The sequence below is a fragment of the uncultured Odoribacter sp. genome (genome assembly GCF_937966165.1).
GTDB lineage: Bacteria > Bacteroidota > Bacteroidia > Bacteroidales > Marinifilaceae > Culturomica.
In genome coordinates this window covers 81,259-103,443 of the sequence record NZ_CALCLB010000002.1, presented here as the reverse complement: position 1 = coordinate 103,443, position 22,185 = coordinate 81,259, and the positions used below count along the sequence as shown (strand labels likewise).

Annotated in this window: 18 protein-coding genes and 1 tRNA gene; 7 read left to right on the top strand and 12 right to left on the bottom strand. The window is 41.4% G+C overall.

What is annotated here, in order from left to right; translation table 11 throughout:
• Positions 1–196: 196 nt before the first annotated feature.
• Both Q0465_RS00845 and Q0465_RS00840 read right to left on the bottom strand, forming a co-directional pair.
• Positions 197–1,714 (bottom strand): hypothetical protein, encoded by a 1,518-nt coding sequence (locus Q0465_RS00845; protein ID WP_298611459.1) that lies wholly within the window; start codon positions 1,712–1,714, stop codon positions 197–199.
• A gap of 97 nt (positions 1,715–1,811) precedes the next feature.
• Positions 1,812–3,302, bottom strand: coding sequence for a BACON domain-containing protein (locus Q0465_RS00840; protein ID WP_298611456.1), 1,491 nt, complete (start codon positions 3,300–3,302; stop codon positions 1,812–1,814).
• A gap of 295 nt (positions 3,303–3,597) precedes the next feature.
• Here Q0465_RS00840 and Q0465_RS00835 point away from each other — a divergent pair, with 295 nt between their 5' ends.
• Entirely contained in the window at positions 3,598–5,331 is a 1,734-nt protein-coding gene (locus tag Q0465_RS00835) for a hypothetical protein (RefSeq protein WP_298611454.1), read from the top strand.
• A 91-nt stretch (positions 5,332–5,422) separates the two neighbouring features.
• Here the strand turns inward: Q0465_RS00835 and Q0465_RS00830 are convergent, their stop codons facing one another.
• The 7 genes from Q0465_RS00830 to Q0465_RS00800 all read right to left on the bottom strand — a co-directional run bounded on the left by Q0465_RS00830 (position 5,423) and on the right by Q0465_RS00800 (position 13,245).
• Positions 5,423–5,872 carry a V-type ATP synthase subunit K gene (locus Q0465_RS00830; RefSeq protein ID WP_298611451.1) on the bottom strand — a complete coding sequence of 150 codons (450 nt, stop codon included), beginning with the start codon at positions 5,870–5,872 and terminating at the stop codon, positions 5,423–5,425.
• A 63-nt stretch (positions 5,873–5,935) separates the two neighbouring features.
• On the bottom strand, positions 5,936–7,738 hold the full coding sequence (locus tag Q0465_RS00825; RefSeq protein ID WP_298611447.1) for a V-type ATPase 116kDa subunit family protein: 1,803 nt from the start codon (positions 7,736–7,738) through the stop codon (positions 5,936–5,938).
• 72 nt (positions 7,739–7,810) lie between these two features.
• Positions 7,811–8,410 (bottom strand): V-type ATP synthase subunit D, encoded by a 600-nt coding sequence (locus tag Q0465_RS00820; protein WP_298611444.1) that lies wholly within the window; start codon positions 8,408–8,410, stop codon positions 7,811–7,813.
• A gap of 129 nt (positions 8,411–8,539) precedes the next feature.
• The gene (locus tag Q0465_RS00815; protein WP_298611441.1) at positions 8,540–9,862 is read right to left on the bottom strand and encodes a V-type ATP synthase subunit B; all 1,323 of its coding nucleotides are present in this window, start codon (positions 9,860–9,862) and stop codon (positions 8,540–8,542) included.
• A 68-nt stretch (positions 9,863–9,930) separates the two neighbouring features.
• Entirely contained in the window at positions 9,931–11,688 is a 1,758-nt protein-coding gene (locus Q0465_RS00810; RefSeq protein WP_298611438.1) for a V-type ATP synthase subunit A, read from the bottom strand.
• 27 nt (positions 11,689–11,715) lie between these two features.
• Positions 11,716–12,552, bottom strand: a complete 837-nt coding sequence (locus Q0465_RS00805; protein WP_298611435.1) for a DUF2764 family protein — start codon at positions 12,550–12,552, stop codon at positions 11,716–11,718.
• An 87-nt stretch (positions 12,553–12,639) separates the two neighbouring features.
• Entirely contained in the window at positions 12,640–13,245 is a 606-nt protein-coding gene (locus Q0465_RS00800) for a V-type ATP synthase subunit E (RefSeq protein WP_298611433.1), read from the bottom strand.
• Between the two features lie 292 nt (positions 13,246–13,537).
• On the opposite strand from Q0465_RS00800, the gene Q0465_RS00795 reads away from it, so the two are divergent.
• Positions 13,538–14,422, top strand: coding sequence for a LysR family transcriptional regulator (locus tag Q0465_RS00795; protein WP_298611430.1), 885 nt, complete (start codon positions 13,538–13,540; stop codon positions 14,420–14,422).
• A 34-nt stretch (positions 14,423–14,456) separates the two neighbouring features.
• Here Q0465_RS00795 and Q0465_RS00790 read toward each other — a convergent pair whose 3' ends face one another.
• Positions 14,457–15,497, bottom strand: a complete 1,041-nt coding sequence (locus tag Q0465_RS00790; RefSeq protein ID WP_298611472.1) for a YeiH family protein — start codon at positions 15,495–15,497, stop codon at positions 14,457–14,459.
• A gap of 236 nt (positions 15,498–15,733) precedes the next feature.
• On the opposite strand from Q0465_RS00790, the gene Q0465_RS00785 reads away from it, so the two are divergent.
• The 5 genes from Q0465_RS00785 to Q0465_RS00765 all read left to right on the top strand — a co-directional run bounded on the left by Q0465_RS00785 (position 15,734) and on the right by Q0465_RS00765 (position 20,590).
• Positions 15,734–16,408, top strand: a complete 675-nt coding sequence (locus Q0465_RS00785; RefSeq protein ID WP_298611427.1) for a MotA/TolQ/ExbB proton channel family protein — start codon at positions 15,734–15,736, stop codon at positions 16,406–16,408.
• 16 nt (positions 16,409–16,424) lie between these two features.
• Positions 16,425–16,817, top strand: coding sequence for a biopolymer transporter ExbD (locus Q0465_RS00780; protein WP_298611424.1), 393 nt, complete (start codon positions 16,425–16,427; stop codon positions 16,815–16,817).
• A gap of 198 nt (positions 16,818–17,015) precedes the next feature.
• Positions 17,016–17,693 (top strand): DUF4136 domain-containing protein, encoded by a 678-nt coding sequence (locus Q0465_RS00775; RefSeq protein WP_298611421.1) that lies wholly within the window; start codon positions 17,016–17,018, stop codon positions 17,691–17,693.
• Between the two features lie 84 nt (positions 17,694–17,777).
• Complete coding sequence (locus tag Q0465_RS00770; RefSeq protein WP_298611418.1) at positions 17,778–18,395, top strand: OmpW family outer membrane protein; 618 nt, start codon at positions 17,778–17,780, stop codon at positions 18,393–18,395.
• Between the two features lie 98 nt (positions 18,396–18,493).
• Positions 18,494–20,590, top strand: a complete 2,097-nt coding sequence (locus tag Q0465_RS00765) for an alpha-L-fucosidase (protein ID WP_298611415.1) — start codon at positions 18,494–18,496, stop codon at positions 20,588–20,590.
• Between the two features lie 44 nt (positions 20,591–20,634).
• Here the strand turns inward: Q0465_RS00765 and Q0465_RS00760 are convergent.
• Both Q0465_RS00760 and lysA read right to left on the bottom strand, forming a co-directional pair.
• Positions 20,635–20,707: transfer RNA gene (locus Q0465_RS00760), tRNA-Trp, on the bottom strand.
• A 309-nt stretch (positions 20,708–21,016) separates the two neighbouring features.
• Positions 21,017–22,180: a diaminopimelate decarboxylase gene (gene lysA, locus Q0465_RS00755; protein WP_298611412.1), complete on the bottom strand. Its 1,164-nt coding sequence runs from the start codon at positions 22,178–22,180 to the stop codon at positions 21,017–21,019.
• Positions 22,181–22,185: the final 5 nt, after the last annotated feature.

Below are 22,185 nucleotides of genomic sequence, written 5' to 3'. Positions count from 1 at the left end.
AAACAATTTCATACCCTTTTCCAAATTTTAAACCATATTTTTATAACAAAATTTTATAACCAACTTAATTGACTCTGTTACAATCACTAATAAAAAAGATTTTAATAAAATCTTTTTTTATTTATCCTAAGAAATTACCAAAGCACCAGTAAAAGTACAAAACCTGAATAGGCAACAATATGAATGATTTTGAGACTTAGTTCCATCCCTTTGCCTCAATCTGTTCATAATCGCTCAAAGAGGTACAACCTTGAAAGCAACGCCCGTATTCTGTCGGAACAGTAAAAAGATCTGAATGGTCCGCCCGTTCATACAAATGAATTTTCACCCCTTCGTGAACTGTATAAGGTGATTCACCTGCAAGCGGCGCTTTTCCAAAAGTAAACTTGAAACCCGTTGCTTTCCTACAATCGTCGAATATCGATACAGGAATTGTAGTAAGCGCAGTACAGGTATAAAAGCATTGGCTGAAATCAACAGCTTCTGTACAATCTGCAAAGATTCCTTTCCCAATACTTTCGAGAGACGTACATTTCCAGAAAGTACGGAAAAAATCAGTGACTTTACTACAGGAAGCAAACAGATTTTCAGGTAGTGAAGTCAAAGAAGTACATTGACAAAATGTATTAGAAAATGATTCGACTTGACTACCCGAACTGAAAAGTCCTTCGGGAAGTGCCTCCAACGCACTACATTGTTCAAATGCATTCTCAAAAGTAACAATTGCACGGAAAGATTCCTGGGTATCAGCGGGAATTGAACGTAACTTCGTACAATGCCAAAAAGCGTTATACATGGATGTCAGCCCTGTAGTTCCCCACTGTTTCACGGCAGTAATATAATCGCGCGTGATAGCATCTCCACTATTAAATACAGGATTATTGGAATTTAACCGGGTTACGGTACCGGTTACAGATACTTCATAAATTCCTTCCTGTTCATAGACATGAGTAGGAGCGTTGACTGTCACCGTTTCGCTGTTGCCATCTCCCCAATCAACGATACAGTTTACGGCCGTCGTCCCATCCGTATAGACCGGCAATCCAGCCTTTGCCCCTGCCGGAACAGTCAGTTCAAATATCAAAGAACCAAGCGTCAGATTGGCTTCCTGCACCACTTCAACAGTTACTTCGGCAATATTTTTACCTACTCCTGTCGTCAGGACAAGGGCAGCCGTCAGCTTCTCCGGCAAAACATTCTTCGCAGCCGTTACAGTCAGGGCGCTCTCTGCTTTCTCTATATGCAGCCAACTGGCATTAGTCGTATATTCCCATATATCTGTCCCAGTAACGGTTATCTCTATTGTCTGCTCTCCCCCTTCGACCGGAAAATTTACCAGAACCGGCTCTGCTTTTAAAGTTACCTGCTCAGCACCATTTTGTATAATTACAACCGTATCGGCAACCTGCTCCCCCACTCGGGTCCCCACCAATTCAATACAACTTTTCAACTGACCCGTAGAAAAATTCTGAGGTGCTGTCACAGTAAAACCGCCTTCAAAAGATTCGGCTGTAAAATGCCGGTCATCCAAGTGAACTTCCCATTTTTCGCAATTGGTAATAATCTGAACTTCCTGAGATCCTCCTTCTGCTTCAAAAACAAGTGAAGACGGATCTGCCAAAAGTGAAGCCGGTTTGTCCACAGACGCTGACTCATCATTGGAACAAGCCCATAGCACAACAGCCGTACAAAGAATAAATATCAACTTTTTCATATTTTATCGTATTTTGTTTATATTATAATTTTCCCAATTTCCTCTGTCTTTTCTTTTATTCTCTTCCCAATCAATGAACTTTGATTTATAAAACCTTCTATAACCATTGGGGGTAACTGTTTGCTATTACAGCGTAGTCTTCAAGCAGGCTACATTCTTTAAACGCCGTTTTATATTCTATCGGAGCAGTAAATTGATTGGGATATTCCCCCCTTTCATAAAGATGCACCTTTTTATCTCCCACCAATGTATAAGGAGATTCTCCTTTCCAAACAGAGCATCCCCTGAAAATTCCATACCAGCGGGTTGCTTTCCGGCAAAAATCAAAAAGAGAAACCGGAACTGCACTTAAATTTTCGCAATCGGCAAATGCGAAATTGAACTTTTCAGCTTCTGTACACTGATCAAACAATCCTTCAGGTATACCGGTCAAAGAAGTACACCCCAGAAAGGTACTCTGGAAAATTTCAACACGTTTACACTGATCAAACAATCCTTCCGGAATTTCTTTAAGGACAATGTTACCTGCAAAACAATGCTGGAAAGTAAGGGCTTCTGTACAAGGTGCGAATAAATTTGCAGGAATTTGTTGTAAAGCCTCACAATATATAAAAGTATAACTAAAATCGGCAACCCGGCCACAACTAATAAAAAGTCCTTCCGGCACAATTTCGAGACCTTTACAATAACTAAAAATACTATTGATTTTTTCAATCGCTGTACACTCATCCAGCAAATGTGCCGGAATCTCTTTTAAAGAAACACATCCGGTAAAACATAAACTGAAATCGGTTGCCTGCGTACATCCGGCAAATAAATCAGCCGGAATTTCTTTCAGTGACGAACAACCATTAAAGGCATTCCGGAATGTAGTCACTTTTGCAAAGGCATTCTCCGAATTTGAAGCAAGTGTAAGAAGTGAAGTACAACCATTAAAAGCATATTCCATTTTTTCCAGTCCTGTTTCTCCCCATACCTCTACAGCCCTTAGCCGTGCCCGCTGATCTTCATCGAGCAGTATAGAGGAAAGGGCCGTAACCGTCCCTGCTATTTCGACCTGATAAGTACCCTGTACCTCATAAGTATGTGAAGGATAACCAACCGAAATCCCGTCGATCACCGCATCTATCTCCTCTCTCTGTCCATCCCCCCAATCCACCTTACATTTGACACGACCTTCAACAGGAAGCTTTACAGTAGCACCGGCCTTTTCTGCTTCATAACAAAGTACCATAGCCCCATTGTTCTGGGTTATGTTAAGAGTTGCCTGAGTATCTTCCGGCCCGCCTTCTGCACAAACGGTAAGAGTAGCACTCCGGCGCTGGCCCCCGAAATTATTCTCAGCAATCAAAAGCATTCTCCCTTCGTATTCTGATACAGTAAGCCATTCAGGCTCATTTTTAACATACCAGGCTGTTCCACCGGTTTCAACAGCTATTTCCACGGAACCTCCCCGTGTCGGCAACAAAATATCAGATTGCCCAAGTGTTACTTTGGGAATTTCAACCGGAGCAGGCTTTTCGTCATCACTACAATGCCATGTCATTACTAAAAACATAAAACAAAAAATAAGATGCCAAGTTTTCATTTTTTCACATATTTATTAAAGAATACAATTCCGAAAAAGATAAATAGTCCCTCCATACAGAAGGGATTGCTAAAATAGGAATAATCAGGCTGGGCAAAGAAAATACAGGGGGTGACAAATGGGGGACATTCGTTTTTAAAAAAGGGAAAAACAGTTTATGAAAATAAAGACAAAAGGATCAGTTGGATAAAAAAGGTTCAACAGCAGGAAATAAAAGAAAAAATTTGTTCCTTTATTCAAAAAATACGGACAACCTATCATTAAGTTACCGATTATATTTTATCAATTTTACAACATGAAGTGCCTTTGGTGTATTTTGCTTTTTTCCGGGTTTTATAGTTGTACCTCTATACTGCAAACCGATATACCGAACCGTTGGACGCCTAGCGGAACAGTTTTCGATTCGCTTATCGGGGAAATCTCACAAGCAGCGGAAGGGGAATATTACGAATCGTTGCTCAAACAAATGTATGTTTTCTGCGGACAAAGACCTGATTTACCCATGCTCCGTTGGCAAACGCAATATTGGGATGCCCGGCGCCAGGTATCGCGGGCAGAGCTGGGAAATGCCCAGCTTTTGTTGAAACAAGCGATTGCACAAATAAATCCGGACAAATACCCGTATGACAGAGCCCGTATCCTCGGATTACAAAGCCAGATACAGTTGATGAAAGGTGATTATCTGGAAAGCTATAAAGGTTACCGCAAAGTAAGCCTATTTTACGATCGTATCAGCGACACCCTTATGCTGGCAAATGCTTACGTCAATACAGGTATTATTATGCAAAACCTGGAGGACTGGAACCGGGCTCTCGACTATTTCGAACAAGCTGACAGTTGCTTTGATATAATGAATACTCCGACTTTCCGGCAGAAAAACCGGCTCAACCTTTCCAATGCACTTTACCGGCTTGGAGAAGAAAAACGGGCCGTAAATATATTGGAAGAATTACTTGCCGACCCGATATGCTGTGCTGATACTTCTTTTAAAATCAACGTTTTACTTTCGCTATTCAGTTATACAAACCGTCAGCAAAACGCCCGGGAAGCTTATCGCCTCGCAGAAATATACGGGAACAAAAAGCTTACAGCCAAAAGTGCAACCGCTTTAGCAGCCGGTTACCTACGCGGGGGAAAGGCACAACAAGCACTTCCCTTTTACCGGGAAGCCTTCGCTTACATTACGGATAATCAGGATTACGAATTTATACTCCCTGTTTTAGAAGGTACAACAAACACTTTTGCTGTCTTAAAAAACATTGACAGCGCATACTATTACCTACGGAATTATGAAGCTGCCCGCGATTCGCTATACGCAGCGAAAGGATTAGCCGAAGTCAGGCATATGGAGAGCCGGGCTGCTATAGAGCATTATGAATACCGGCTGGAACACCTTCGGGAAAAATCATTGTGGCATCGTCGCCTGATGCTTCTCTTTTTTCTTACCATAGCTTGCGTGGCAGCATTTATATGTTATATATTCTGGACACGCAGACATAAGGAAAAAATTCTGAAACAACTGCGTGAAGCCGAAAACAAAGAACTGAGTACAAGATTAGCACACGAATCCTTACGAACCGAACAATTCCGCCGCGAAATCGATACCCGCAACCGGGAGCTGGCAGAACAGGTATTAGCCATCAACACCCGGAACCGGATGTTAAATGAACTGAAACAACAACTCGATACCGAAAGGCGTGCCGGTAATATACCTCCCACTGTGGCAACCAAATTAAAACAGTACATTATGGGACATCATGTACCTGTCGAAGAAGAAGGCACATTCTTTCATGTACATTTCGAGGGAATTTATCCTGGTTTTTTCAGCCGTCTTCAAAAAGCACACCCTGATTTATCCGAACACGAAATGCGTTTTTGCGCTTATTTACGTATGGGAATGGATAATAAGATGATTGCCCGTATCCTCTTTGTACAACCGGACAGTATCAAAAAATTACGACACCGTATCCGCAAAAAAGTATCGCTTCCGCCAGACGACTCCCTTGAAAATTATCTACGGACAGTCTGAAACTTCCCCCTGAGAAGACCTGTTTCCCGGGAAGAATAAATAAAGGCTGCCAACGTCCATTGACAGCCTCCTTTTTCTTATTCTATATCAACTACTTAATTGCCGAACTGATCATAAAGGTCGCAGCCACAGCTACAATCGCATACAATTCCGGGAATACAGCTAAAATCAAAGTTTTACCAAACACATCATATCCGGATCCGATCCCTACAATACCATTGGCACATACCTGACCTTGACGGATGGCAGAGAATAAACAAACAAACCCCAACCCTAAGCCGACTCCAAATACGGCAGCAGCCTGCAACCAAGTAATTTCCGGGCTAAGCACTCCCTGTAAAAGGAAAAATCCCAAAAATCCATAAAGCCCCTGAGTTCCTGGTAAAGCACACAATACCATATAATTACCAAATGCTTCATCATTCTTTTTCAATGCACCTATCGTTGCGTTACCCCCAATCGTCACACCATACGCACTACCGATTCCGGATAAGCCGAGTATTAAACCCACCCCGATATAAGCTAAAATAATTGGTTCCATAATCTTTTAAATTTAAATTTAGATTGTTATTAATTAATTATCTCTTTTACTAGTATACTAAAGTCAATTTTCGGACCTTCTCCGGAAAGGCTCGTATTTCTTCCCTCCTCCTTCAAAACCGGCATTCTTATAAAACTCGACAAAAGTCAAACGCATCGGATGTACAAAAGACCCCAAACCCGCCATAAACAAATTCACACTATGTCCAAACAATAAAATAATGATCATCAGCAACTGTTTTACAACAGGTATATCCCCGCTCATGTTTATAGCTAAATCATTAAATACCAATCCGAGTACAGCGCTTGAAATACCTAAGGCAAATAAACGGATATAAGAAAGAGTATCTCCCAACAAACCTGTCGCCGTATTATAAGTGTCCCACAAACCTGCCCCAATATTGATCAGGACATTCCGTTTCAGATTATTGAATAAAAATATCAAAGAACCGGCCACGCCTGCAACCACATACATGGGTATTTTTACATCATATCCTTTCAGGGATAAACCATAACAAGCCCCCTCTCCCAGAATCAGGACTAACCAACCGATTGTAGATAAAGCCGCAGGGAAACCATACCGCCTCCACAAATTGGCCACTTTCAGGAACATACCGAAAATGATCTGTACGACTCCAATAATCAGGGCTAAATTGAACAACTGCTGGGAATCCAGCATCATAGCCCGCATTTTTACCACCCATGGTATCTGAACTTCTAACAATTGTATTCCAAAAAAAGTTCCCCCTACAATTCCCATAATCACCGTGGAAACTCCCAACCACTGGGCCAGTGAAAGAATCGGTTTAATCTTGGGTTTAGCCCAGATCTTATAGATAGAGATACCGATCAATAGCAACAGACCATAACCCGCATCCCCCAAACAAAATCCAAAAAACAATACAAAAAACGGGGCAAAAAACGGAGTTAAATCAATTTCCCGATAATTGGGCAAAGAATAAAGTTCTCCGATAAACTCAAACAGACGAGCAAATTTATTATTCTTCAATAAAATCGGAGGATTATCTGTATCTGCCGGTTCATCAAATTCATAATAAACTCCTTTATCCGACAACCAGTCAGCTGTATCTTCCTTAATTCCTGCAGGGACCCACCCTTCCAGCGCAATTACCTTATCTTCTACTAAAATCTCGGAAGCATCATCTATTTTTAATTCATCAGTATCCTCATATAAACCCGTCCGGTATGCCTTCAAATTTCCGATAGAACGAAGGGCAATCTGATTGATTTTATAATTAACCGATTCCTTTTCTTCCCTCAGCCGGTCTATGTGCTGCTGAATTTCTGCTGCACTTGCCTGAGGAAAAACGACTGCATCAGCTTCCGGTTGTACAGACTCTCCCTGAGGAGTTACCGTAACAAAATACTGTTGCCCTCTTGCCTGAGAAACGGGAAAGGCATTATACTGTTCTTCCCATTCCGGCATATATTTCCGGTCCGGAACAGTAAAGAAACGTAAATCCCATCCGGCATCCCGTAATCCCTCTATTTCTTCTCCCGGAAATTCTCCCCAGGGCTCATATACCTGACCGTCTTTTTCCAAACTGGCAATTTGAGTATCGATTTGCTCTAACCGTTTATATTGTTCTTCCAAAAAAGTCAGCAATTCCAACCCTTCCTTACCCGGATTTCCGGCAATTTCTTCAGGTGTCCTTTTTTCCAAACGCCTGATCATTTCCCCAATCCGTTTAATGATAAGCATCTTTTGCTTTAGTTTCTCATCCTCAGCCGACCGCTTTTTATTTTCATGGACATGAACCACTCCCTTTTCCCGAAGTTCCTCCAGGAATTGCCGATAATCCTTATAGAATATCAGCAGGGATAATTTTTCCATTGGTACTACCATTCTTTATCTCTTTAAGACACAAACTTCAGAGCCCGTTTTTTTACAAACGATCCCTTTCCGTCTGATCATGCATTACATTTCATTTTGTTCACCCTCTTTCCGGTTTTTCACGATTTTCTGTGCCGACTTAGAAAGATTTTCTTCGTCTTCCAAAAATCGTTTAATTTTCCGTATAGCCTCCTGAAATCCCGGGATTTGTACTTTTTCATACAAATTTACCTTCTGTGTTGTCTTTTTCCTTGCTTTATCCAGCAATTCCATTTTACGAACATAAAACTCCCGCTCCAAAGCAATATCCACCACTTGCTTTATGTGCTGGATACCATCCAATAGCCATCCAGGGGCATTGAACAAACTGAAGTCTTTCACTTCATATTCTACCTTATCCAAAACAGGAGTCCGAACCCCGGCAATCTTTTTTACCGACATATTGACATCCTTTACAGCCAATACGCCCGGTGTATATTCGTCGTAAAGCTGCAACATATTGTTGATGGCATCCAATGTCGACTCCAACTTCGAATCAAATTCATCTGCCACTTCTTTTGCTTTCTTCACCTCTGACCGCAATGCCGACTCTTTATTCTTAATTGTAGGAAGAGCCCGGACTCTCATTCTCAACTGTTTATCGAGGGTCTGTAAGGATGTCTTATTGTATTGAAACTTTATCATATTTTACATTTTTGATTTACGATCCCGGTAATGTCCTTTTTCTTTTTAAACGGCTGCCTCCTCTAACGGACAATCCCCTTTCTGCTTTTATACCGAAAATGGAAAACGGTTATACCGATACTAAAATCGTCAATCTTTGTAGTTCCCGAATTCATCCACAATTTCCTGCTTAATACCCAATTCAGCCTTGGTGAAATATTTCCGGAACAAAGTCCAGGCGGTATCCAACATCTGGGTAATGCTGACATTTACGTCTATAGCTAACAACTCGTTGGAATAATCCTTTGCAAATTCCAAAGTACGCCGGTCATAGTCAGTCAGATCAAATCCGTTTTCCAGTTTTGTACGGGCATTCGCAGCATCTGCATACAAACGGATTGCAGCATTCATCACCTGCGGATGATCTTTTCTGGTTTTCTTTCCTATCACCAATTGTTTCAAGCGGGACAGACTCCGGAACGGGTCTACAATAACTTTTCCGATTTCCGTATCTTTACGTAAAAACAATTGTCCTTCTGTAATATACCCGGTATTATCGGGAACGGCATTTGTAATATCTCCCCCTGAAAGCGTTGTTACAGCAATAATCGTTATTGATCCTCCGGCAGGAAACTGAACGGCCTTTTCGTAAATCTTCGCCAAATCCGAATACAGAGAACCGGGCATAGAGTCTTTAGAAGGGATCTGGTCCATACGGTTAGAAACAATACTCAACGCATCTGCATATAAAGTCATATCCGTCAGCAATACCAAGACTTTTTCATTCCGTTCCACAGCGAAATATTCTGCAGCTGTCAAAGCCATATCCGGTACTAACAGACGTTCCACAGGAGGGGCTTCTGTCGTATTGACAAAACTTACAATTCTGTCGAGCACCCCTGCATTATCGAATAAATTCTTAAAATACAGGTAATCGTCATTTGTCAACCCCATTCCGCCCAAAATAATCCGGTCGGTTTGTGCCCGCAAAGCCACATTGGCCATCACCTGGTTATAAGGTTGGTCCGGATCGGCAAAAAACGGAATTTTCTGACCGGAAACCAAGGTATTATTTAAGTCGATACCGGCAATACCCGTAGCAATCAATTCGGAAGGCTGCTTACGTCTTACCGGATTTACAGAAGGTCCTCCGATTTCCCGTTCTTCTCCGTCAATAGCAGGACCTCCGTCTATCGGGTCTCCGAAAGCATTGAAAAAACGTCCGCAGAGATCCTCTCCAACTTTCAATGTCGGGGCTTTTCCCAGAAAAGTCACTTCTGCATCTGTCGGAATCCCCTCAGTACCGGAAAATACCTGCAGGGTTATATCTTCTCCCCAGATTTTCACGACCTGAGCCAACCGTCCATTCACGATCGCCAGTTCATCGTTTCCGACTCCCTGAGCTTTCAGCGAACAAGTTGCTTTCGTGATCTGAGTGATCTTTGTATAAACTTTTTGAAAAGCTGTTGTCATAGTATTTAATTTGAAAATTTAAAAATTGTCCATGTTATCCATTTTCAATTCCTAAATCATTAAAATTCTCATTTCTTTCTCTCTTTGATGATATCCAGTACTTCGGCTTCGTATTTTTTAAACGATTCAGATTGAAACTCGGAATAATTCATCTGTTTAAATCCATTAATCAAACGTTTAAAGTAAGGATTTACTTCTTCAAAAGATTCAAAATTGAAATCCGAACGTGTCACATCCAGCACCATATGCAGCATATATTGCTGGCGCTCCATAGAAGTTGAACCATCGATATTATCAAAAGCATCCTGCTGCAAGATCACAAAGTCGATTAATTCTGATTTCCAGAAAATCACATGATAATCCAAAGGTACGCCATCGTCTCCCAAAATATCAATCTGTTCAGCAGTTTCACGGCCTCTCACCAACATATTACGGGCCTCATTTACATCACTGATCCAGTCCCCTGAAATATTTTTCTTCGCATATTCGATAAATTCGGGATATTCCAAATATTTTGAATAGGATTCGAGGGTATCAATTGCAGGATAACGTTTTGAATCGGCCCGATTCTGAGAAAGGGCGTAAAAACAACGAGCCACTTTTTTAGTAGATTCTGTTACCGGTTCTTTCAGGTTACCTCCAGCAGGAGATACCGTCCCGATAAAAGTAACAGAACCCGTTTTTCCATTTTTCAGATACACCATTCCGGCACGGGAATAGAAATTGGAAATAATAGCCGACAAGTCCATCGGGAACGCATCCGGTCCGGGTAGTTCTTCCATACGGTTGGACATTTCCCGCAATGCCTGAGCCCAGCGGGAAGTAGAGTCGGCCAATAACAACACCTTCATCCCCATCGTCCGGTAATATTCCCCAATCGTCATGGCCGTATATACGGAAGCTTCACGGGCCGCAACCGGCATATTGGAAGTATTGGCAATAATTGTCGTCCGCTCATATAATTTACGTCCGGAACGCGGGTCTTCCAGTTCCGGGAACTCGGTAAAAATTTCGACCACCTCATTAGCACGTTCACCGCAAGCAGCCATAATAATTACATCTGCATCTGCAAAACGGGCCAATGCATGCTGTAACACGGTTTTTCCGGTACCGAACGGACCGGGGATAAAACCGGTTCCGCCTTCCAGCATCGGATTCATCGTATCGATCACCCGTACTCCGGTCTCCATCTGCCGTGAAGGACGGGGCTTATCCATATAAGCCCGGATAGCCACTTTCACAGGCCATTTCTGGGTCATAGTAATATTGTATTCCTGCCCTGCACTATCTTTCAGCACGGCAATCGTATCTTTTATAGTATATTCTCCCTCCGGAGCTACTGAGACGACTGTATACTCCCCTCCCATTTTAAAAGGAACCATAATCTTATGATCCAGCCAATTCTCCTTCACATTCCCTAGCCAATCGGCCGCACTTACCAGATCTCCAGGCTGGGCAAGCGGAGTAAAACTCCATTTTTTATCGTCTTCCAACGGATTCGTATATTCCCCTCGTTTCAAGAAAACTCCTGTCATCTTGTCGAGGTCATTTTGCAAACCGTCGAAATTCTTCGACAGCAAACCAGGACCCAATGTCACTTCCAGCATGTGGTTTTCAAACTCAACCGGCATACCGGGTTTTAAGCCACGGGTACTTTCAAATACCTGTACATAAGCTATATCCCCCACAACCTTTATCACCTCTGCCATCAAACGCTCTTCACCCAGTTGAATAAAACAAATTTCATTCTGGGATACAGGGCCTTCGACCTTTACCAAAACCAGGTTAGAGATTATACTATGAACTTTTCCTTGCGTTTTATTCATTTTATAATTGTAAATTTTAGATTTTAATCACTTTCCGATTATAAATTGTTCGTCAAATTCAAAACTTTTCCGGAATTTCTCTACCAGTTCCATAAAAACTTTCCGTCCGGATTCCGAACTCATCCGGCTCCATCTCTGTACGATCATCAGTTTCAACATAAAACTGATTACCTTTTCAATGGAAAAATATTCAAAAATTACAGCCTCGTCCAGGAAATCCCAAATCAGCAAGTCTAACCCTCTCTCCCGTTCCACCAAATGATCGTTCTCCAAAAGAGAAATGACCTTTTCCACATAAGGATAGTCCATCGATAATCCAAAATCCTTGGAATTAGAGGTACGAAGGGCAACTGCAAATTCATTTTCCCCTATGACTTCCTTACTGATATCCCGGCCGTACTTCCTGCTATTATAAGCTGCAATCAGGTTTCTCATATTCATGGAAAATTCAGCATATTCCCGGACCAGCTTATTCTCAGAATGCATCATATAATCATAATACATCCAACTTAAAACATTTTCAGGAACGACATCGTACTTCAAATGCTCTTCCTTAAAATCTGCAATAAATTCCCGTAAATAAAGAGGTAAGGCAGCAGAAGGCTCCTGTACTTCTTCTTCCAGTTGTTTTAAGGGATATACAGTCTGTAAGGCCGGATCCGGTTCCTGCTTATTCAATAAACGCAAAACCTGCGCATTATCATTCGGGAGGAAAAATAAATCCAATAGTTCAGCATCCTTGCCCGAGATATACTCTTTTGCTTCATCCCGGAATTCCTGAACCGTCAAGGGCAATTTCCGTTCATCCCACGAAATCTCCGGCAAACTGGCGACTAAAGTATAATAATCTTTTTCAAATGCCATATTTTCAGTTTTTGACTTTAGATACGGAAACATTCCCAATATAAATGGAATACTCCATTCCTATCCGAATGTCAACCAACAGTTTGTTTATTTGTATAATAAACTCTTTGTAAAACTCCTCATATACTGATTGAAGAAAGCTTCAAAAAGTTCCTCTGAAAAAGCAATTTGATAACTCCCGTCCTGCGGGCGGATCAGGAAACCTTCTTTCATATTCCCGACTTTTACTTCCAGGCCTTTATCCAACAAATCTTTATATTTCTTCGCCACAAAAGATTCAAACTGGGCTTTTTCATCAGGAGAAAGGACAATATCCAAATTTAAATTTCCTGAAGTAACATCCCATTTCTTTACAATAGAAATTAATAAGTCCTGAACAAAAGCTTTGTCTTCAAATCCTGTCTCAGCCATTTCCCCGGCTACCTCATCGGAAATCAGATGTGTAATGGATTGTTTTAAAGCTGTCAATGCCTGACGTGCACTCAAAGCCATTTCTGACTCTGCTTTTTTCTTCAGATTATCCACCTCTTGTGTACCTCCGGCGATCAGATCCTTTGCCTTTGCTTCAGCATCCGCAATGATTTTTCCAGCCTGTTCGTTTGCTTTATTGATGATTTCATCAGCTTCCTTCCTGGCCTTCTCTACCCCTTCATCATACAGCTTTTTTGTTAAAACCTCTAACTTATTTTCCATATTTGAATATTGTTTTGAATTATTCTTATAATCTCAATTCTTTTTTCTTCTCCAATTACTTGAAATACACCCGTTAAATTCTCTGCCCTTCTCTATAATTTGAAGCCTCCAAATTAATATTTTTAGATTTAATAACAAATAAATCTCCCGAATTAAAACGTTTTAAATCGCTTCACCTGCTCTTCCTTTCTCTATCCGGAAACGTATTTTCCCTTTACGAAGAAACATATTTCTTTGTTTTAGCCGATTAATTTCTTTTAATTTGCGTTAATAACTTCAATTTTTCAAAGGAATGCTCGATCATAAATATAAGGTATTTTATCATTTGGCCAAAAATCCCAATACGACAAAAGTAGCCGAAGAACTATTACTCACCCAACCGGCTATTTCTAAAAACATAAAAGAATTGGAAAAAGAACTAGGCATCACTTTATTCCTTCGGGAAAAAGGCCGGATGCAACTGACGGAAGCCGGGAAATATTTATTTGAAAAAACTGAATTTCTCATACAAAGAGAACGGGAAATCGACTATGAAATGGGAAAAATGCGCGCATCTATTAAAGGGACCCTTTGTCTCGGAGCAAGTACGACCCTCTCCCAATACGTATTACCAGAAGTATTGGCCCGGTTTACAACCCAATCTCCCCAGATCAATATTTGTCTGACAAGCGGAAATACAGACCAAATTGAACACGAGATTCTCGCCGGGAATATCCAGTTAGCTTTCATTGAAGGAACTCCTTCTCAGCCCGACATTCACTATATACCTTATATCCGCGACGAAATCGTGTTGGTTACAGCCCAGAATACTCCCGTCGAAGAGAATATATCTCCGGAAAAATTTATTCAGCTTCCTTTTGTTTTCCGGGAAAAAGGTTCGGGTACTTACCATATCATCCGAAAACAATTAAAGGAAGCCGGCATTCATATTAATTTACTCAACAGCCGTTTAATATTGGGGTCAACCGAAGGGATCAAACATTATCTTCTGCATTCCGACTGTTTCGCCCTGCTTTCCATATACAGTGTACGCGAAGAATTATCCGCCGGCAAACTAAAATTGATAGAAATGAACGATCTCTCCATTCACCGTATGTTTTATATCATTCACCGTCAAGGTGAACCTGACCCGTATGCCCGCCAGTTTATGGAATTTACTTTAAAACAAAAAATATAAACTGTTTAAATATTCAACTGTTTTAGGTGGATGATCAGAAAAATAAATGGGGAGAGACATATTTGACCAGTAAATATCCCCCGCTCAACAACCAGGCATATAAAATCAAAGCCAATACAAACGGTTTTATTCCTGCCTTTTTGAATTTCTCGAAGTTAGTTTCTGCACCCAAGGCTGTCATAGCCATAGTCAATAAAAAAGTATCCAGATTATTGATAAATCCGATTGCCGGCTGAGGCAACAAATCAAAAGAATTAAAACCGATTACACCTAAAAATCCGATAGCAAACCAGGGTACAGCAATTTTCTGTCCCCCTCTCTGTCCCCCTTCTTTCCGGTTTGCCCGCATTCTGGCTTTGGCTCTGGCCCTGGCCCTGGCAATGACATAGCTGATAATCAACAAGGCCGGGACCAACATAATGACACGAATCATTTTGACAATAATGGCTACATCTGAAGTTTCTTTTCCAATCGCATTCCCGGCCCCCACAACGTGAGCGACCTCATGTAAAGTCGATCCGGTATAAAGTCCCATTTGCTCCGGAGTAAGCTGAAAAATACCATTTCTATAAAGAACCGGATATAAAAACATAGAAAGGGTACCGAATATCACCACAGTAGAGACGGCAACAGCCGTTTTATAAGGTTTACTTTTAATAGTAGCTTCCGCCCCCAGAATCGCGGCAGCTCCACAGATCCCACTCCCTACAGAAGTCAAAAGAGCTACGCTTTTATCCATCTTCAATAATTTTCCGACAAAAACTCCTCCTGTAATCGTAACCGTCACAATAATAGCATCTATAATGATAGCCGGTAAACCGACATCCACAATATTCTGAAAAGTCAAACGGAAACCATACAGAATAATTCCCAGCCGTAATATTTGCTTAGAACTGAACAGGATTCCAGGTACCCAGGCTGCCGGCAAACGATTTCTCAAACTATTGGCATATAACATACCCAGGATAATACCTATAATCAACGGACTAAAGGATAACTTTTTAAAAAAAGGAAAATCTCCGATATAAAACGCCGCACAAGAAAATAAGGCGATCAGCAGTATTCCATGAAGCATATTGCCCCTTTTTTCACTTAATCTCATTTCAGGTTGTATTAAATTTAGATGGATTAAAAACAATGCAAAAGAATCACATTTTATCGAGATATCCGGCATCAAAATAGTTATCGGGAATAACTTTTAGTTATCGCTCCGGAAACCTCCCTTCAACGGATTTTGTCAATGGCTTTTTTACCTATCGTTTTTTTGTTTGCTCCAAAACAATTATCTTCGCACACGAAAAATCCGGAACTATGAATATAATTTTATTACTGACGACCGCCGTTACCTCTCCGGCAACTGAAGCGAATCTCAGTTTATGGAGTCTGATTATTAAGGGAGGCTGGTTAATGATTCCTATTTTCCTCCTCTCCCTTGCAGGGATTTATATTATCTGTGAGAGGTTTTCAGTCCTTCGTAAATTAACCAAAACGCCACAAGAATTTACGGAGAGGATCGTCCGGTACATGGAAACGGGTAATTCTGCTGCAGCTTTACAAGAATGTAAAGCCGAAGACAGTCCTTTAGCCCGTATCTTACAAAAGGGAATCCGTTATTCCCATATTCCTGTTTCAGAACTTCGCAGCAGTATGGAAAATGCGGCTAGTAGCGAAATTGCCCTGCTGGAAAAAGGATTATCCCTATTAGCTACGGTAGCCGGTATCGCACCCATGATCGGTTTTTTAGGAACAGTCGTGGGCATGGTCCAGGCTTTCTATGATATGTCTTTAGCGGGAAATAATATTAATATCACTTTGTTATCCAGAGGGATTTATACAGCAATGATTACTACCGTTGCAGGTCTGATCGTCGGAATTATCGCCTATTTCGGTTATAATATCTTAGTTGCACGGATAGAAAAGACAACTGACGAATGGGAAAATTCGATCTCGGCATTCCTTGATTCTTTATATGCTTTAAAAAAGTAAAAAGCAAAGAAACGTTATGACCATTAAGAGAAAAAGCAAAATAAACCCTCATTTCAATATGTCATCTATGACTGACATTGTATTTCTCTTGCTAATTTTTTTCCTTGTCACCTCCACTTTAGTAAATCCGAATGCCTTAAAACTCTTATTACCCAAAAGCACTAACCAACTTTCCAACAGGCAAACTGTCACGGTGTCCATCGATAAAAACCTGGTTTATTATTTTAATGCCAAAGTCACGCCTTTTTCTATGCTGGAAAGTAAAATCGTCAATGAATTAAAAAATTCGGAGGATCCTTGTATTCAGATTCAGGCGGAAAAATCAGTCCCCATTGAACATGTGGTCCGTATCATGAATATTGCCAAGACCCACGGCTATAAATCCATTTTGGCTACAGATCCGGAATAAAATCTTAACAACCATTCATTTCGCTTTTTATCTCTTTTATTCACAGACCTTTTGTTTTTTTTCCTCATCAAGCGTAAAAAAATAAGTGCAACCATTTAAAATAGTTGACGTATACTTCCATATTATTAAAAATGATTTATAAAAAATCTAGCACACAGATTGATAATAAAAGAATGTTAAACTAAAAACAAACTAAGTATGAGACGTTTACTATTTTTACTACTAACCGGATTGTTTGCTCAGTTATTGGTATCCTGCTATCCTGAAGGAGCTGACAAAACGGTAGATTACGACGTTGCTATGACAACTTACGACCGGGACAAAGATGCAAGCTTTTTTGCCAGTCTCACCACCTATTCGATGCCGGATACTATTGTTTATTTCGTAAGTAAAAACGACGAGATTAATGGGGGGCATCAATTCGACCAAGCTATTCTCAAATTGGTTGAATCGGAATTTCAAGCTTTAGGATACCAGAGAATTCAAGGTTCTGAAACGGATAAACCCGACTTTATCGTTACTGTTTCTGCTTTTTCAAATGTAAATTACTACTTCGTATACAATAACTGGTATAACTATTGGGGTTGGTATCCAGGTTGGGACTGGTACGGCTGGGGGTATTACCCGGGTTGGAATTGGCCAAGTTTCGGCCCTTATTACCCATGGGGCTCTATAAATCTGTATTCTTACCGTTCCGGCTCTATTGTAATCGATATGCTTGATCCGTCAAACGTTACGGAATCCAGTAATAAAATACCCGTATTGTGGAGCGGTATCGCAGATGGTATCATTGCAGGTTCCACTGATTATATCCTTCAACGAGCTGAAACACAAATCAGACAATGTTTCGTTCAGTCACCTTACTTAGGCAAATAATAGGATTTTTAAGCAGAAAGTTTATTACGATCCTATAAAATTATCAACTGACATTCATTATTTAAGATATAAAAACGATTGAGTATGAAAAAAATATTAGTAATCGCAATCCTGTTGTTTGGGCTGAGTCCACTATTAAAAGCTCAGATGCTTAATCTCAACTACCAGATAAGCGTACCCCTCGGCGATATCAAAGATTTTACAAACAAAGGTAGTTTCAGAGGCGCAGACCTCGAATATCATCAGTTCCTAGGAGACTATTTTTCAATCGGCGGAGCTATCGGCTGGAACGTATTTTATCACAACCTGGACCATCACACTAATAATTTCCGCTTTCAGGGCAACGATAATATCTATACCATAACAGGCAATCAATACCGGTATATCAACACCGTCCCCCTGATGGCTATCGGACGTTATTATTTTACAGACAACACGACTTCTGTCCGTCCGTTTGTCGGCCTAGGCATAGGTACACGCTGGACAGAAAAGCGCCTGGAAGTAGGACAATATTCTTCTACCATTTCCAGATGGCAATTCAGTTTTGCACCCGAAATCGGTATGTATGTCCCGCTCAGCGACCAGATTGCATTGAATTTCGGAGCACGTTACAGTTACGGTACGCGAGCTGCCCACGGCAGAGTACCTGAATTCCAGAGTTTTGCTTTCAGTATCGGTCTTATCCTCTTGGGAGCTCAATAAAATGTTTAAAATTCCGGCAGATCCGCCGGAATTTTTTTATCCTTCTTTTTTAAAAATTCATTTTAAACTAGCATATTTGCATATTAAAGAAAATTAATATGCATAAACTATTTTTATTATCTATTCTCTTTCTGCTCAGTGCCTGTCAAACGACACCCCCTCCTGCACCTGTTTTTCCTCTGCCCACCTCCAACCAAATCGAATGGCAGAAACTGGAAACATACGCTTTTATACATTTCGGACTAAATACATTTAATGATCTGGAGTGGGGATATGGCAACACGCCTGCCTCTACTTTTAATCCCACAGACCTGGATTGTGACCAATGGGCTCGCATTATAAAAGCCGCGGGATTAAAGGGAATTATGCTGACCGCAAAACACCACGACGGATTTTGCCTCTGGCCTTCCCAATACACAGATTATAGTGTTAAAAATTCTCCCTGGAAACAAGGGAAAGGAGATATCGTAAAAGAATTATCAGACGCCTGCCGGAAATACGGCTTAAAATTCGGCATTTACCTTTCTCCCTGGGACCGTCATCATGCCGATTACAGCTATGCTTCCTATGTAGACTATTTTCACAATCAAATGCAGGAACTGCTTAGCAATTACGGGGAAATTTTCGAGTATTGGTTTGACGGGGCCAATGGAGGAGACGGCTGGTACGGTGGCAGTTGCGAAAAACGGAATATAGATGCCCTTACCTATTATCAATACGAAAAAGCCCGTCAGACGATTCAACAGCTGCAACCACAAGCTGTCATATACGGCGGAACCTGTCCTGATATCCGTTGGATAGGAAATGAAGACGGCTGGGCCGGAGAAACCAATTGGAGCCTGTATAATCTGGAGGCTCAGAAATTTTTTTCAGAATTAACATACGGCATGCCGGAAGCGGAACAGTGGATTCCCGGCGAATGCGACGTCTCCATCCGTCCCGGTTGGTTCTACCACCCCCGGGAAGATCACCAGGTAAAAACCCTTGCACATCTTGTAGACCTTTATTACTGCAGTGTCGGCCGGAATGCCAACTTCTTATTAAACTTTCCGGTCGGAAGAGACGGGAAAATACATCCCCTCGACTCCGCACGGGCTATAGAATGGAGAAAAACGATAACAGCAGAACTGAATCAAAATTTACTGAAACACGCTAAAGCTGAAGCACAAAACACAAGAGGGAATTCCCGGGAATATGCTCCTTCCCATACAACAGACGGGAATTGGGATACCTATTGGGCAACTGACGACAGTGTCAGCCAGGCTCTGTTAACGCTTTCCTTTCCCGGAAAACAATCTTTTAACCGGCTGCTTTTACAGGAATACATTCCCCTGGGGCAGCGGGTGATTGCCTTCCAAACGGAATATTTCCGCGAAGGCCAATGGCATCCGCTGGAAACAACCGATTCGATGACGACCATTGGTTATAAGCGAATTTTACGGTGTAAAACCACAGAAGCAGAAAAAATCCGGATACACTTTACCCGCTCCCGCGGCCCGCTATGCATTAACAATATCGAAGCTTATCTGGCCCCACCCCTGCTTACGGAACCGGTTATATCCCGTCGGGCTGACAATACTGTACTCATACAGAACGGAGACCCGGAAACCCAAATCTATTATACAACGGATCTTTCTACTCCTACCTCCTCATCCGCGCTCTACGATCCGGCACATCCTTTTAAATTGAATCGCAAAGGGACGGTAAAGGCCATCGCCTATTCCTCCCAAAACGGTTTGCAAAGTCCCCTGTCAAGCCGTCGTTTCGACATTCCCCGGAATGGATTCCAGTTGATCAATGAGCGCCAATTAGCCGGGAAGGACAAAGCCCTCATACCCGAATTATTGCAAAACAGCCAGCTTATGTTTGACGGAAATGATTATACCGCTTTTTATTTACCAGCTAAAGCGAAGCAAGAGATCCTCATCGACCTTGGCAAAACATACCGGCTTAACGGTTTCACCTATACTCCCGATCAGAGGAGAGGAGGAAGGGGAGTTATCACCCATTACGAATTCTATGTAGGCAACCGGTTAGTATCCTCCGGCGAATTTTCCAATATCGAGCACCACCCGATTGAACAGCATATCGCTTTTCCTCCCGTAAAAGGACAACATATCCGTTTCGTCGCCTGTCAGGTTCAGGGAAATCAAAGAGCCGGTATAGGTGAATTTTCGGTGCAAACAGCAGACTAATTAAAAAGTCATCTGAAAAATAAATCAGATGACCCATGCCGGAGCACGGAAGGAGGGGCTCGAACCCCCGACAGCCGGTTTTGGAGACCGGTACTCTACCAACTGAGCTACTTCCGTATTTCGCGGTGCAAAGGAAAGAAAACTTTCTTAATTATGCAATTTTAATTGAGGTTTATATGTGCAAATGTTTAAATGTGCAAGTGTGTTTATCCGAATGCAAAAGGGAGAAAGAAGGTATTATATTCTTTATGTTTAGCTGATATTCCACCGATTAATGAACTTTTGATTCTGACGGAATTCTTCCGTCAGGGACTTTCGTCCGGTAACTCCCCCACAGGAGAAGGATTCGCCCGAAGATTAAAAAAATCCAGACGTCCACACGAACAAGTAAGACCTTTCCTGAATTCGCTTTCCCGCTGAAAACTATCAGCTATCGGATTCAGACGCAGGACCGGAAAAATATGTTGCCGGCAAATCCCGTAAATTATACCGGGATGCCATGGTTTCTCCATAGGCTCCGGCCGAATGAATGACAAACAGATCTCCCCTCGAAGTCCCGTTTAAAGTCACATCTTTTCCAAAACAATCTGCTGACTCACAGATCGGTCCCACTACATCGTATTTTTCTTCCGGTTTGTTTGAACTGATGTTTTCAATTTTGTGAAATGCCTGATAAAGGGCCGGCCTCAGCAAGTCGTTCATACCAGCATCCAAAATGACAAATTTTTTATTCCTTCCCTCTTTTACATACAATACCTTGGAAACCATATCCCCACAATGAGCAACAATTGAACGTCCCAACTCAAAATGTACCTGCTGATAAGGACTGGCCTCAAAAAAACGGGCAAAAGTGGCAAAATAATTTTCAAAATCAGCAATCGGTTCCCTATAGGGATGATCATAATCTATTCCCAAACCTCCTCCAAAATTGATATGCGGAAAAACGATTCCCCTATTCTTCAATTTTTGCTGTATCTCATTCACTTTTAAACAAAGACTTCTGAAAACACTCATGTCTGTAATCTGAGAACCGATATGAAAATGCAGTCCAATCAGTTCGATATTCGGTAATCTCAGGCTCTCTTCAATGACCTGTTCCAAATCGTACAGATAAATACCGAATTTGTTTTCTTCTATACCCGTGGTAATATAATGATGTGTACGAGCGTTTATATTGGGGTTTACACGTAAAGCGATCCTGGCTTTTTTACCAGAAGCGGCAGCGATTTCGTCAATCACCTGTATTTCCGGCAACGATTCGCTGTTAAAGCAAAAAATATCCGCATTTAAAGCCGTTTTTATCTCCTGATCATTTTTACCAACACCGGCATAAACAATCCTGTCCGGTGTAAATCCGCATTCAACAGCCCGCTCCACTTCATTCCCACTCACACAATCCGCACCCAATCCGGCCCTGCTGATCAATTTCAGTAAAACCGGATTGGCATTTGCTTTTACTGCATAATGTACCTGAAATCCCGGATACTTTACCAGCTCAGCCTTTACTTTCCCGATTGTTTTCCGGAGTAATTCAATATTATAATAATAGCAAGGAGTATGTAAATTTGTCAAGTGTGTTATCTCTTTCATGATCG

Coding starts and splice junctions, on each gene's coding strand:
- Q0465_RS00845 (WP_298611459.1), bottom strand. CDS start 1,714: ATGAAAAAGTTGATATTTATTCTTTGTACGGCTGTTGTGCTATGGGCT.
- Q0465_RS00840 (WP_298611456.1), bottom strand. CDS start 3,302: ATGAAAACTTGGCATCTTATTTTTTGTTTTATGTTTTTAGTAATGACA.
- Q0465_RS00835 (WP_298611454.1), top strand. CDS start 3,598: ATGAAGTGCCTTTGGTGTATTTTGCTTTTTTCCGGGTTTTATAGTTGT.
- Q0465_RS00830 (WP_298611451.1), bottom strand. CDS start 5,872: ATGGAACCAATTATTTTAGCTTATATCGGGGTGGGTTTAATACTCGGC.
- Q0465_RS00825 (WP_298611447.1), bottom strand. CDS start 7,738: ATGGTAGTACCAATGGAAAAATTATCCCTGCTGATATTCTATAAGGAT.
- Q0465_RS00820 (WP_298611444.1), bottom strand. CDS start 8,410: ATGATAAAGTTTCAATACAATAAGACATCCTTACAGACCCTCGATAAA.
- Q0465_RS00815 (WP_298611441.1), bottom strand. CDS start 9,862: ATGACAACAGCTTTTCAAAAAGTTTATACAAAGATCACTCAGATCACG.
- Q0465_RS00810 (WP_298611438.1), bottom strand. CDS start 11,688: ATGAATAAAACGCAAGGAAAAGTTCATAGTATAATCTCTAACCTGGTT.
- Q0465_RS00805 (WP_298611435.1), bottom strand. CDS start 12,552: ATGGCATTTGAAAAAGATTATTATACTTTAGTCGCCAGTTTGCCGGAG.
- Q0465_RS00800 (WP_298611433.1), bottom strand. CDS start 13,245: ATGGAAAATAAGTTAGAGGTTTTAACAAAAAAGCTGTATGATGAAGGG.
- Q0465_RS00795 (WP_298611430.1), top strand. CDS start 13,538: ATGCTCGATCATAAATATAAGGTATTTTATCATTTGGCCAAAAATCCC.
- Q0465_RS00790 (WP_298611472.1), bottom strand. CDS start 15,497: ATGCTTCATGGAATACTGCTGATCGCCTTATTTTCTTGTGCGGCGTTT.
- Q0465_RS00785 (WP_298611427.1), top strand. CDS start 15,734: ATGAATATAATTTTATTACTGACGACCGCCGTTACCTCTCCGGCAACT.
- Q0465_RS00780 (WP_298611424.1), top strand. CDS start 16,425: ATGACCATTAAGAGAAAAAGCAAAATAAACCCTCATTTCAATATGTCA.
- Q0465_RS00775 (WP_298611421.1), top strand. CDS start 17,016: ATGAGACGTTTACTATTTTTACTACTAACCGGATTGTTTGCTCAGTTA.
- Q0465_RS00770 (WP_298611418.1), top strand. CDS start 17,778: ATGAAAAAAATATTAGTAATCGCAATCCTGTTGTTTGGGCTGAGTCCA.
- Q0465_RS00765 (WP_298611415.1), top strand. CDS start 18,494: ATGCATAAACTATTTTTATTATCTATTCTCTTTCTGCTCAGTGCCTGT.
- lysA (WP_298611412.1), bottom strand. CDS start 22,180: ATGAAAGAGATAACACACTTGACAAATTTACATACTCCTTGCTATTAT.